This window comes from Porphyromonas circumdentaria, assembly GCF_900167105.1.
Classification (GTDB): Bacteria; Bacteroidota; Bacteroidia; order Bacteroidales; family Porphyromonadaceae; genus Porphyromonas; species Porphyromonas circumdentaria.
Genome location: NZ_FUXE01000010.1, coordinates 44,448 through 57,184 on the forward strand (window position 1 = coordinate 44,448; position 12,737 = coordinate 57,184).

Sequence of the window (12,737 nt, forward strand, 5' to 3'; positions counted from 1 at the left end):
ACGTGTATAAAAAACAAACCAAAAGAGAAGAACGTTCACTTTCTCTTCTCTGGGAGTATAATATCAGGAAATCCTTCCTCTTGTAAAGCTGCTGTAGCGAGCAGGGTTGGAAGCTCTTCTAAGGTATAAGCATCTTCTACCGAGACACTACCCAAACGAGTACGCTTTAAGGCTGTTAAATAAGCTCCGCTATCTAAGGCCTCTCCTAAATCCCTTGCCAATGAACGGATATAAGTACCCTTGCCACAAACAATACGCAACTTCACATAAGGCAAACTGAAATCTTCTATTTCAAGTTCGTGGATAGTTATCGTCTTTGCAGGCAAATCTGCCTCCTTTCCCTTGCGTGCCAAATCGTACGCTCTCTTACCATTAATGGATACGGCAGAGAAAATAGGAGGCACTTGCTGTATCTCTCCCCGAAAATTCGACAAGATAGTCTCAATTTGTTCTCGGGTTATGTGCTCATAAGGATAAGTAGCATCTTCGGGATGCTCTGTGTCAAAAGAAGGAGTAGTTGCACCCAATTTTATCGTTGCAACATACTCTTTTGTATCGAGCATGAGCTCTTCTATTCGCTTCGTGGCACGTCCTGTACAGAGTAATAATAACCCTGTTGCCTTCGGATCCAAGGTTCCCGTATGTCCAACCTTTAATTTTTTAAGGCCTATCGTGTGTTTTACAAGAATACGGAAACGATTTACGGCATCAAAAGATGTCCAATCCAAAGGTTTATCAATGGGAATAATAGCCCCCGTCCGCAATAAAAGGGGAATTCCCCCTTCTTTCTTAGATTGTATCATATCTCCCAAAGTTATTTAAGCTCTAAGGGAACTCCACAAGAAAGAAGAAGCAAGATTAAAACTCCCACTACAATACGATAGTAACCAAAGTACTTAAAACCAAATTTGGTCAAAAAATTGATGAAAAACCGCATGGCAAAAATAGCTACGACGAAAGCTACAATATTGCCAACGATTAAAGATGTGGCATTACTTACAAAAACTTCTACTCCATTAGACTGGTAGAGTTTATAAGCTTTGAGGAGAGTAGCCCCAAACATAATGGGAACCGCCAAAAAAAAAGAAAACTCCGCAGCCATTTTACGAGACAGTCCCTGCTGTTGTCCGCCTACAATAGTTGCCATGGAGCGAGAAACCCCAGGAATCATCGCTATACACTGATACAATCCTATGATAAAAGCATTTGAGAAAGAAACATTCTTCTTATTTGAGGAGGCAAATAGCTTGTCCACAAAAAGCATTAATACACCGCCTAAAAGTAGCATTGCTGCGAAGACATAAACATTTGAGAGTAGAGAGTCTATGTACTCTTCCAAAAAAAATCCTGCCACAGCCGCAGGCAGACAAGCTACAACAAGCTTTAGATAAAAGAACAATAGCCCCTGCCAACGGCTCTTTCGCGAGTTTAAATCCCTTCCAAGAGAGATTTCATCTTTAGGCAAACGAAAAAATTTTTTCCAATAGAGTGTTACTACCGAAAGAATTGCTCCCAACTGGATGAATACAATAAAAGATCTTACATACTCTGTTGATTCAATACCCAGAACCGCCTGAGTAAGCATAAGATGTCCCGTAGAGGAGATAGGCAAAAACTCGGTTAATCCCTCTACAATAGCGAGTATTATCGTTTCTAATAACGTCATTTTCCTGGCAATCAGTTCTTAAGTTATTCTTGATCGCCTTTTCTATTCTTATCAGGAAGCATAATTGCCACAATCATCAGCAAAAAACCCAACAGAGAAATTATAGGAGCAATAACAATTCTTCTTACGCTAAAGATATCGGGATTAAAAGAAACCCCATCTACCGATCCTCCTCCAGACATAAGGATAATACCGAATATTATCAACAGTAACGAAGCTATTATAAGGATGTAATTCTTCTTTCCAAAAATCATAGTATTCAATATTGAGATTAGTTCTACTCTCTTTTAGTGATAACAACTCTAATCAACTAAGGGTAATACGCCCCCTATCCATGCGAATATAATGGTAGGTTGAAAAGAAAGAGAATACTGTAGAAAGCAAAACACCTAAAACAATCATAATACCTGCAATTATCCCCAATTCTACAAAAGATATGTATTTGAAAACAGGCAAGTGCAAGTAATAATTCAAACCCGCCACAGAAGCGGCAAAAAGAATAACAGAAAGAAAACCTCCCCAAAAACCATTCCCCATACTATAAATAATAAAAGGGCGGCATACAAATCCTCTATCTGCCCCTAAAAGAGTCATCGAACGAATCAAAAATCTTTTGGAATAGATCATTAAGTGGGTAGTATTATTTATTTGAATGATTGCCATGATAAGAAGTAGCACAGAAAGAGCCCAAAGAATATATGAAGACTTTTGCATTCTATCATAGACAATATCAAACATATCGGAGCGATAGGTAAACTTCTCCACCCCCTTCAACTGCGTTACTATAGCATCTATCTTAGGGAGACTGTCTGCATGTGTATATTCAGAGCGAAGATGCAACTCTACCAATGGCAACAAGGGATTATAGCCTAAGACCTTTTCTGGATTTTCCCCTAACTCTTCCTCTAATTCCTTTGCCGATTGCTCTGGAGAGATATAGCGTGCATCCTTCAAAAAAGGATATTGCTTTAAAGACTCTAAGAACTCTCTACCCTCATCATCGGTAAGTTCTTTATTGAGAGTTATGGAAAAAGTTAAGTTTTCTCGACTCTCTTGATCTACACCTCTCTGAAAAGCTTCTACAATACCAATCCAAGCGAGTGTAAACAAAGGAAGAGCTATACTTATGATGGCAATAAAGCGAGTATGAAACGCTTTTTTCTTCTTGGGAATATCCTGTCGTCGCATCTTTAATAAAGAACTGTATAAAAGAGTTGGACAAAGGTACGAAAATATTATGCCAGAGCAATGAAATAGCCTCTATTTTCTTAATAAGGCTCCTATCTGGCAGAAGAATAACTAAAGAAAGAGCAAAAACTTGAGAGCCTCCAGTCTATCTTGAGAATTAGACAAGCCCCCTTAAAGCAGGCGAAGAAGCCGTGCTTTCCATCTTACGAGAAGCATCTATCCTTAGAAAAAGAAATAAAAGAATGGTAAATCCCCAAAGTGAAGATCCCCCATAGCTAAAGAAAGGAAGAGGAATACCAATCACGGGAACTAAACCAATCACCATCCCGACATTTATAGCCAAGTGAAACAAGAATATAGAAGCTACACAGTAACCATACACTCTACCAAAAGGAGTGGTCTGCCTCTCAGACAGATAATAAACTCGCAAAATGAGCATTAAATAGACTATAAGCAACGATGCAGAACCTACAAACCCCATTTCCTCCCCAACGGTACAGAAAATAAAGTCCGTATCTTGCTCGGGTACATAGTTTAGCTTTGTTTGCGTTCCCTGCAAAAAACCCTTACCTGTAAGGCCTCCCGATCCAACGGCAATCTTAGCTTGATTAACATTGTACCCAACTCCCTTTGGATCTTCCTTTAAGCCCAAAGCTACGGAGATGCGCACCTGTTGATGAGGTTGTAATACTTTCTCAAAAACAAAGGAGACCGATAGAGTATAAAATATACAGGCAATAGCAAAGAAAAATATCAGAAAATAGCGACGAAGATAGTAACGAAAGGCCTGAAAGAAACAGTAGGAAAGGAGTAAAAGAAGTTGTAAGATTGCCACGTAACTATAATCCATGGGCAGAAAAAAATCTGCCACCCAAGCCAATACATAGAGGGAAAGTTCTGTAACTATTAGCCAGTGAAAGAGTTTTTTGTTTTTTGCAGGGCGCAACATCAACAACACAAAAACGGCAATCATTATAATTGTTGCGAGACTCCAAATCTCGGCACGGGTGTCCCCCCAAAGAATATCGTTCAAAGAGAGAGAGGTTACAAATAGTACAACTGCAAGAAAAGCACTGCCCAATATTATACCCGAAAGCCCCTCTCTATAAAGAGCCAAAAACAAAGCTGTATAAACGAGGGCTGAACCAGTCTCTTTTTCGAGAAAAATGAGCAATACGGGGAGAAGGATAATGCCAAATACCTCGGCATAAGAACGCCATGAAGAGAGCTTAAAGCCATAACGATTCATCGTTACAGCAAGCATCAAAGCGGTCGTTATCTTGGCAAACTCGGCAGGTTGCAATCTTAAGGGACCCAAAACCAGCCAAGAGCGAGAGCCTTTTATTTCTGGTGCAACAAATATTGTAACAAAGAGCAGGCCCAACATAGCTATGTAAAAAACGGGAGTGAGACTCTCAAGCCACCCCACATCAACTGTAAGCAGGAGTAAGATCAGTATAACACTTAATCCTATCCAGACCAATTGCATCATCGGTCTGCTACCAGGAGTAACCAGTTGCTCGGTATCATAACTGTAACTTGCGGCACAGACCATAGCCCACCCTGCAATAACTAACAGGATGTAAAGGATTATAGAAAACCAATCTAAACGCCTGAAAAAAGGTACTGTCGAGTTAGCGATCATTTGTGTAAACTAATGAGCGATATTTCATTTGTTCTACAATAGCTGCCGAGGTAGCAGAGAGATTACCCTCTCTTAAATAGTATTCCATCATCACTCTACCGATAGGCACTCCAAAGGTAGCACCAAAACCTCCATTTTCTACATATACGGCTATAGCTACCTGAGGATTATTACGGGGAGCAAATCCGATAAATGCGGAGTGGTCTTTTCCATGCCTATTCTCTGCGGTTCCTGTTTTACCACATACCTCTATCTCTCCAGGAGCAAAGTTCGCGGCACGACAAGTTCCTGCTGTCACAGCCCCAGCCATCCCCCGTACGATAAGCTCCCAATACTCTTCTTTTACATCGGTAATATGCTTTTGAGTATAGGTAGTATCCAACTCCTTACCAGCAATATCGCGCACCACGTGAGGGAGATAGTAATACCCTCTATTGGCAATAATCGCCGCCATATTAGCCAACTGTAGAGGAGTCATTAGCACTTCTCCCTGACCGATAGAGTTAGAAATAATACTTGAGGAACTCCAACGCTTTTGATACCACTTATCGTAGTAATCACTATTCGGTATAAATCCTCTTTTCTCCCCTGGCAAATCTATTCCGACTGGATACCCACAACCGAAAGATATCATATAATCTTTCCATTTTGTAAAAGCAGCCTGCACCGAAGGATAACGAGATCGGTCGTCAAGCATATAATGAAGACCCCAGCAGAAGAAAGCGTTGCATGAAGTGGTCAAAGCGTATTCTACCGAAAGAGGAGAGGAATGGGGGTGACAGGCAGGTTTCCCTCGCAAACGAGGATAACCATGATAGCAAGTGAACTGTGTGGAAGAGGAGATTACCCCTTCGTTTAAGAAAATAGCAGCCTGCGCAGTTTTGAAAGTAGACCCTGGAGGATAAGCCCCCTGTATTGCTCTATTAAAAAGAGGCTTTCCCTCTTCTCTCTCAAGAATAATATGGTTTTTCCCGAAATCACGTCCCGAAAGAAGAGAGGGTTCAAAGTTGGGACTTGTTACAAGGCATAGTACCTCCCCTGTTTGCGGTTCAATCATAACGATAGCACCACGTTTACCCCGCATTAAGGACTCACCCAATTTTTGAAGTTCAATATCCAAAGAAAGGGTAATATTACTTCCTCTTTTCTCCTGTATATCACTCATTCCGTTGTTATACCGCCCCTTGATACGACCACGAGCATCGCGAAGCATAATCCGATACCCTTTTTCCCCTCGAAGTTGCTGATCATAAAAACGCTCTACTCCTGACTTCCCGATATAATCCCCCAGAGCCAAAGTACTATCCTTGGCAATCTCGTTCTGATTACACTCCGACATATAGCCCAGTACGTGCGCAGCGACCGAAGTATCGTACTTACGTACCGATCTATGCTGTACCAGAAAGCCAGGGAACTTATAGAGGTGTTCCTGAAAGCGACCTGCATTCTGTACATTTATCTGGGTAAGCAATGTTTGGGGCGTGTAAGGCGAATAGCCTGGATTGAGATTTCTATTCTTAATTATCTCAAATCGGCTACGCACCAAATCTATATCTACGCCGAGAAAACGACAGAACTCTAACGTATCTAACTCTCTAACCTCCTTATTGACAACCAATATGTCGTAAGCGGGTTCATTATAAACCAACAGGCGTCCAGCCCTGTCGAACATGACACCTCGTTCTGGATAAACAGCTCTGTAATAGAAAGCATTCCGCTCAGCCTTTGCCTTGTACTCTGGACTTAGTATCTGTAGATAAAAAAGCCTTGCTATATACCCCACGACAATGAGTATAGCAATGAGATACAGAAACATTATACGCTGCAAGTCGCTACTCTTCTCCTTTTTCATGACCGAAAAGAAAGTAAACAGAGCATCTTGTTAGAAGTTAGACGAATACTTTTTGGACTGCTGCCCCATTAACAATATGGCAACCAGAACCAACAAATAGGAGGCAAGAACGCTACTACCCAACCGACGTAAGAAATAACCTATGTGAAAAGCCGAAAAAGCATCCAGTCCGAAAAGAATAATATGATGCACCAACACCAATAAGAGTAGTAGTAGAGCCATACTTCCACCCCTTATCCCTTTAACGGGAGAGAGAAATAGATCTGTCTCTGTATCTATAAAAATCTTGATTAGATAATTACGTAGAAATCCAGTAGCCGTAAAAGCGGCTAAATGCAATCCAGGAGTGCCAGAGAAAATGTCTAACACCAAACCGAATAAAGCACTATAAAAAGTAACCCAAGCCTTAGAGAGACCTATCGGCAAGAGGAATAGAAATAAAAGATAAGGAAAGGGCGTAGCAAGCCTGAATATGTAGAGAGGATTAAATACCCATACTTGCAAGAACAGGATAACTAAAGCCTGAAAAAAGATTGCTATAGCTCTAAGGGTCATAAATCTCTCGGTCTTAGTAAGGAGTCTAGCTCTCTTTGGGGCAATCCGACCCCTCCGCTAATCACATATACAAAATCTAAAGTGGCAAAGTCTGTACCCAAAACAACAGGTATAAAAGAAGTACTCAAGGGAACCCCATCGGTCGGCTGACCTATACGACCCACTGTACCGACAAAAAGATTGGGAGGAAAAACCGAAGAGTATCCACTCGTTACAATAGTATCTCCACTCTTATAAGCAACGTGGTTGGGTAAATCTGTCAAGCGTGTAATACTTTTTCCTGGTTCATTCCATGATAAATAACCAAAGTGCCCTGTGTTTTGGAGTTTACAGCTCAATTTTATGGTAGGGTTTATCAGGGGTACAATGACAGAATAATCTTGCGAAACGGACGAAACAATCCCCACAACACCATGCGCAGACATAACCCCCATATCTTTTTGAACACCAGCTCTCTCTCCCTTGTCTATAACAATCAAGTTATTCGTTTTATTGATAGAGGAACTTATGACTCGAGCCGTAATATACTCCAAAGAAGAGAAAGAAGTCAGCGAGTCTGTTACAAACGAAAAAGGTACTACCGTATCTGCCGTAACATACTCTACTTGCTGTTTGAGCGATAGATATTTCGACTCCAAACGTGCATTCTGCTCCAACAAAGCCTCATTTTTCTGTCTTAGCTTTATATAGCTTGTAAGATCTCCAGAGACTCGTAAGAAAGAACCTACTATATAGTTGGAATAGGTCAGATTAATAAATCGATGATAGATATTGCCATTGAATAACAAAGCAAAAGCTACCACCTCAAAAAATATGAGGAGTAGCCAATGCCCTTTTTTCGTTACAAACTCAATAATTTTCTGCACTTTGCATCAAGCCCTCTCGAAAAAGAGTTTCAAAAGCCGTTACTGAATCAAGAAGTTAAATGTATCTATATTCTTGAGAGCTATCCCCGTACCTTTAGCCACTGCATGAAGGGGCTCTTCTGGAACAATGAACTTAATACCAAAGCGATTAGTAAGACGTTTATCCAAGCCTCTCAGGAGCGCACCTCCACCCGTCAGGTTAATTCCGTTATTGATAATATCTCCATAGAGTTCTGGTGGAGTTTCTTCCAAAGTCTTAAGTATAGCAGCCTCAATCTTTGCGATAGAAGCATCTAAACAAGCTGCTATTTCTGCCGAAGAAACAGATATCTTACGAGGCAAGGTATCCATCTGGTCTGCACCACAAACCTCAAAGTCTGCAGGGGTTTCTTCCAACTCCTTGATGGCAGCACCCACGTTTATTTTTATCTGTTCGGCCGTACGCTCTCCAATGCGCACATTGTGTTTTTGGCGCATATGGTTCATAATATCATTGGTAAACTCATCTCCTGCGGTGCGAATAGATTGCTTCGTGGCAATACCTCCATAGGAGATAACAGCTATTTCAGTCGTCCCTCCACCTATGTCTACAATCATGTTTCCTTGAGGAGCCAAAACATCTATGCCGATTCCTATCGCGGCAGCCATCGGCTCAAAAAGCATGTACACTTCCCTACCGCCAGCATGTTCGCAAGAGTCATGTACTGCTCTTATCTCTACCTGCGTACTTCCAGAGGGGATGCAAACTACCATGCGAAGAGAAGGATTAAATAGTCGACGAGATTTCTTGTTGAGGCTCTTAATCATACCTCTTATCATCTGTTCGGCTGCACTAAAGTCGGCGATAACGCCATCCCTTAGGGGTCGTACTGTGCGTATATAAGCATGCCCTTTCTCATACATCTCTCGTGCCTCATGCCCTATGGCCAAAACTTCATTTGTTCGGAGGTCGAAAGCCACTACCGATGGCTCGTCGAGCACAATCTTTCCGTCTTTAGTAATGACGGTATTGGCAGTACCGAGGTCTATAGCCAATTCCTGTTTGAAAGAAAAGAGTCCCATATGATAATTATGTTCTATATCAATGCTTATACTTAATTAATCAATGCTTAAAATGACGAACACCTGTCATAACCATGGCTATACCGAGTTCGTCTGCTTTCTTTATACTATCCTTGTCTCGAAGTGAACCTCCAGGCTGTATCACCGCCGTTATACCCGCCTCTGCCGCAAGCGTAACACAATCGTCGAATGGGAAGAAAGCATCACTTGCCAAAATAGCTCCTTGTAAATCGAACCCGAAATTGCGCGCTTTTTCTATAGCCTGTTTAAGGGCAGAAACTCGAGAAGTCTGACCTATACCTACTGCCAAGAGACAACTATCTTTCACCAAGGCTATTGCATTGCTTTTACAGTGCTTTACCACTCTTTGAGCAAAAACAAAGTCGTCTACTTCATCTTCAGAAGGAGCCTTTTGGGTTACCACTTCAAAAGCTTTAGGCTCATCACTGTAATTGTCGTTCTCTTGTACCAGCACACCCCCTAAAAGCGATCTAAAAGAGAAATTGGAGGGTATTTTTGTCTTTTGCAAAAGCAGTATTCGCTTCGTTTTCTGCGTTAAAACAGCCAACGCTTCACTATCGTAGTCGGGAGCAATTAAGACTTCAAAGAAAAGATCTCCAATAGCTCTTGCTGTAGCGACGTCAATAGGGCGATTGGCTACAAGAATTCCACCGAAAGCCGACTCTGGATCACAAGCTAAAGCTGCCATCCAAGCCTCTTGTATCGTTTCTCTGGTCGCTATACCACAAGGGTTATTATGCTTCAAAACAGCGAAAGTAGGTGCTTTATACTCTGCTATTAAATCGCACGCAGCTGCTATATCTTGGAGGTTATTGTAAGAGATTTCCTTTCCCTGCAATTTATCGAAATAGGTCTCTAAGTTTCCAAAGAAATAGCCTTTCTGATGCGGATTTTCTCCATAGCGCAAAACATTGAGATGATCCTCTGCCACACGAAATGCAGAGAGATGCTCTCCATCGAAATAGCGGAAAATAGCTGTATCATAGCCCGAAGAGACTGCAAAAGCGAGCTTCGCAAAATGCTTACGCTCCTCTAAAGAGGTAATTCCTTTCTGCTCTTTAAGAATATCCAAGAGAGAAAAATACTGGTGCACCGAAGAGATTATCAACACATCACGAAAGTTTTTCGCAGCCCCTCTAATGAGAGAGATCCCTCCTATGTCTATTTTCTCAATAATATCCTCTTCACTCGCCCCTGAAGCTACAGTATCGGCAAAAGGATAGAGGTCTACCACTACGAGGTCAAACAGGCGAATATCAAACTCTGCGACCTCTTTGCGATCCTGTTCATGCTCTCGGCGAGCCAAAATACCTCCAAAGACACCAGGATGCAGGGTCTTTACCCTCCCCCCCAACATTGAAGGGTATTTCGTTAAATCCTCTACAGCTATCGCTGGAATACCCAGAGACTCTATGTAATCTTTGGTACCTCCAGTAGATACAAGCTCCACATTCAGGGCATGGAGTGCACGAATAATCTCTTCCAATCCCTCTTTATGATACACCGAGATAAGTGCTCGCTCTATTTTTCTTTCTATCTTTTCCATAAATCGCTGAGAAAGCGCAACGTAGTTTTCGTTATACTTAAGTGGAACAAAGATAGTAGATTTTATACGGTTTTGTATAATCGAAAAACAAAAAGAATGAACGAAAAGAGGGATAAGGAAAAAGAGCCATCTCTCTTGAGAGCTTTGCGTAATAAAGCAAGGAGTTACAGAGAAAATATATTAGCCCTATTTTAAGGAAAAAAATCGGAGGCTCCTCTTTTTGGAGAGAACCTATTGTTTTTGGAACTTCCACCCCCCTTTTAAAATTTAGGTAATATAGCCTCTGAAGCTATAACAGGTCATAACGAAAGTTTGCATATATGGAAACTAAAGTTTGCACAGGAATAAACTAAAGTTTGCACAAGTCCTAACAAAACCGTTTGAATTCTGTTCCTCTTTCCCTGTTGTTATAGCCTATAAAACAAGGATATAAAAGAGCCAACAGGGTATTCCACATCTACTACAGTAACAACGGGCTTACCAAGTAGCTTGGACACAAGCCCTCGAAATCAAAATAATATCGTACGAAATAAGTACTTTTGGGGAATAAAAAAAGTAGGTACGCAAGAACCTCACAAAAAAGGGATAATAACTTCTTATGAGGCAACAACAAACCATCAACATGAGAGGGAGGATTTGCTCTCTATCTACACCTCAAGTTATGGGGATTATAAACCTAACCCCCGACTCTTTCTATTCCAGTAGCCGAGTACAAGAAGAGCAAGCTATACGCCAACGTATAGAACAAATCATCTCCGAGGGAGGAACGATGGTGGATATAGGAGGCTGCTCTACCCGACCAGGGAGCATACAGCCCTCTATGCAGGAAGAAAAAGAGCGTATCGTGCCAGCCCTTCGATTGTTATGCAATGAGTACCCCGACGTTATCGTATCGGTAGACACTTTTCACAGCTCGATTGCCCAAATGGCCGTGGAAGAGTATGGAGCCTCCATTATTAATGATATAAGCGGTGGCGAGGGAGACCCAAAGATGTTCTCTACCGTCTCCCAATTGGAAGTTCCCTATGTCCTTATGCACCTAAGGGGGGGGATAGAGCACATGCATGCAACCCATTCCTACACTCCAGATGTAGAAACCGAAGTACTCGATTACTTCATTCACAAAGTAGCACTACTAAGAGATTTAGGGGTAAAAGATATCATCCTTGACCCTGGTTATGGTTTCTCCAAAACAATGTCGGACAACTATCGACTTTTTGCTAAAGCCTCTCAAGCCTTAGCCTCGTTGCAGCTACCCATTCTCGTAGGGGTATCTCGTAAAAGGATGGTTTGGAAAACAGTTGATACTACTCCCGAAGGGGCGTTGAATGGGACAACTGTACTGCACACAATAGCCCTAATGATGGGAGGGGTAAGCATACTAAGAGTGCATGACGTAAGGGCTGCCGTAGAGGCAGTATTGATAACCCAACAAATAGCCCAATACAACTGCTAATCCCATGATCAATATGTTTCCTCTCTGGATGTCTTTCTCGTTTAAGGATGTAATCGACATCGTATTGGTTGCACTCTTTCTCTTCTATACCTATCAGATTCTAAAAAGTTCTGGCTCTAAAGCCATCTTCTTGGGTATATTCACCTTTTTAATTCTATGGGTATTAGTCTCTCAACTACTCGAAATGAAGCTGATGGGGGCGATATTAGACAAGTTTGTCAATGTAGGTACCCTGCTCATTATTATTATATTTCAGGACGAAATCCGCAAGTTCTTGGTCGGCTTAGGCTCCACTCGCAAGTGGAGATTTGTACGCCAGTGGTTCTCAAGAGACAACCGCAAGGGAGAGATCGAGGAGAGAAAATATATCGCTCCTGTTATATTGGCAGCGATGAACCTCTCAAAAAAACGAACAGGAGCGATAATAGTAATAAGCCAATCCATGGACTTATCGAACTATATCCATACGGGCGAAATGTTCCGCTCTGAGGTCAATGCTCGACTTATCGAAAATATCTTCTTCAAAAATAGTCCGCTACACGATGGTGCTATGATTATAATGGATGGCAAAATCTGTGCAGCAGGTTGTATACTTCCCGTATCCTCTTCGGAAGACTTAAATAAAGATCTCGGTCTACGACACCGCTCTGCACTGGGGATATCTCAGGAAACAGATGCAAAAGTGGTTATCGTAAGTGAGGAGAGAGGTTTTATATCCTATGCTCATAGAGGAGAGATTCACGAGAATATATCCGTAGATGAATTGCGCAAAGCTCTTGAGGAATAAACCTTTCCGTTACTTCCCTCAAAAGCTCTTAGGAATATATTTTCCGCGATAATTACGGTAAATAAAGCGATGCCATCTCCTTGATTAAGAGTG

General features: G+C 41.7%; 12 protein-coding genes. 2 read left to right on the forward strand and 10 right to left on the reverse strand.

Features of this window, described 5'->3' with window-relative positions:
• Positions 1 to 35 precede the first annotated feature (35 nt).
• The 10 genes from truB to purH form a co-directional block, all read right to left on the reverse strand.
• On the reverse strand, positions 36 to 803 hold the full coding sequence (gene truB, locus B5D06_RS05525) for a tRNA pseudouridine(55) synthase TruB (RefSeq protein ID WP_078737014.1): 768 nt from the start codon (positions 801 to 803) through the stop codon (positions 36 to 38).
• 11 nt (positions 804 to 814) lie between these two features.
• Positions 815 to 1,666, reverse strand: a complete 852-nt coding sequence (gene uppP / locus B5D06_RS05530) for an undecaprenyl-diphosphatase UppP (RefSeq protein WP_078737015.1) — start codon at positions 1,664 to 1,666, stop codon at positions 815 to 817.
• A 23-nt stretch (positions 1,667 to 1,689) separates the two neighbouring features.
• A complete protein-coding gene (locus B5D06_RS05535) occupies positions 1,690 to 1,920 on the reverse strand; it encodes a DUF3098 domain-containing protein (RefSeq protein WP_078737016.1) in 231 nt (76 codons plus the stop codon).
• Between the two features lie 52 nt (positions 1,921 to 1,972).
• A complete protein-coding gene (locus B5D06_RS05540) occupies positions 1,973 to 2,854 on the reverse strand; it encodes a cell division protein FtsX (protein ID WP_078737017.1) in 882 nt (293 codons plus the stop codon).
• Between the two features lie 157 nt (positions 2,855 to 3,011).
• On the reverse strand, positions 3,012 to 4,499 hold the full coding sequence (gene rodA / locus B5D06_RS05545) for a rod shape-determining protein RodA (RefSeq protein WP_078737018.1): 1,488 nt from the start codon (positions 4,497 to 4,499) through the stop codon (positions 3,012 to 3,014).
• Positions 4,489 to 6,351, reverse strand: a complete 1,863-nt coding sequence (gene mrdA, locus B5D06_RS05550; protein WP_078737019.1) for a penicillin-binding protein 2 — start codon at positions 6,349 to 6,351, stop codon at positions 4,489 to 4,491. Before mrdA ends, rodA begins: the two co-directional genes overlap by 11 nt.
• 30 nt (positions 6,352 to 6,381) lie before the next feature.
• Positions 6,382 to 6,906: a rod shape-determining protein MreD gene (gene mreD / locus B5D06_RS05555; RefSeq protein WP_078737020.1), complete on the reverse strand. Its 525-nt coding sequence runs from the start codon at positions 6,904 to 6,906 to the stop codon at positions 6,382 to 6,384.
• Positions 6,903 to 7,772 (reverse strand): rod shape-determining protein MreC, encoded by an 870-nt coding sequence (mreC, locus tag B5D06_RS05560; RefSeq protein WP_078737021.1) that lies wholly within the window; start codon positions 7,770 to 7,772, stop codon positions 6,903 to 6,905. The genes mreD and mreC overlap by 4 nt, the downstream gene beginning before the upstream one ends.
• 39 nt (positions 7,773 to 7,811) lie before the next feature.
• The gene (locus B5D06_RS05565; RefSeq protein ID WP_078737022.1) at positions 7,812 to 8,834 is read right to left on the reverse strand and encodes a rod shape-determining protein; all 1,023 of its coding nucleotides are present in this window, start codon (positions 8,832 to 8,834) and stop codon (positions 7,812 to 7,814) included.
• A gap of 40 nt (positions 8,835 to 8,874) precedes the next feature.
• Positions 8,875 to 10,401, reverse strand: coding sequence for a bifunctional phosphoribosylaminoimidazolecarboxamide formyltransferase/IMP cyclohydrolase (gene purH / locus B5D06_RS05570; protein ID WP_078737023.1), 1,527 nt, complete (start codon positions 10,399 to 10,401; stop codon positions 8,875 to 8,877).
• Positions 10,402 to 10,999: 598 nt separating this feature from the next.
• On the opposite strand from purH, the gene folP reads away from it, so the two are divergent.
• A complete protein-coding gene (gene folP / locus B5D06_RS05575; protein ID WP_078737024.1) occupies positions 11,000 to 11,857 on the forward strand; it encodes a dihydropteroate synthase in 858 nt (285 codons plus the stop codon).
• Positions 11,858 to 11,861: 4 nt separating this feature from the next.
• Positions 11,862 to 12,644: a diadenylate cyclase CdaA gene (cdaA, locus tag B5D06_RS05580; RefSeq protein ID WP_394364848.1), complete on the forward strand. Its 783-nt coding sequence runs from the start codon at positions 11,862 to 11,864 to the stop codon at positions 12,642 to 12,644.
• Positions 12,645 to 12,737: the final 93 nt, after the last annotated feature.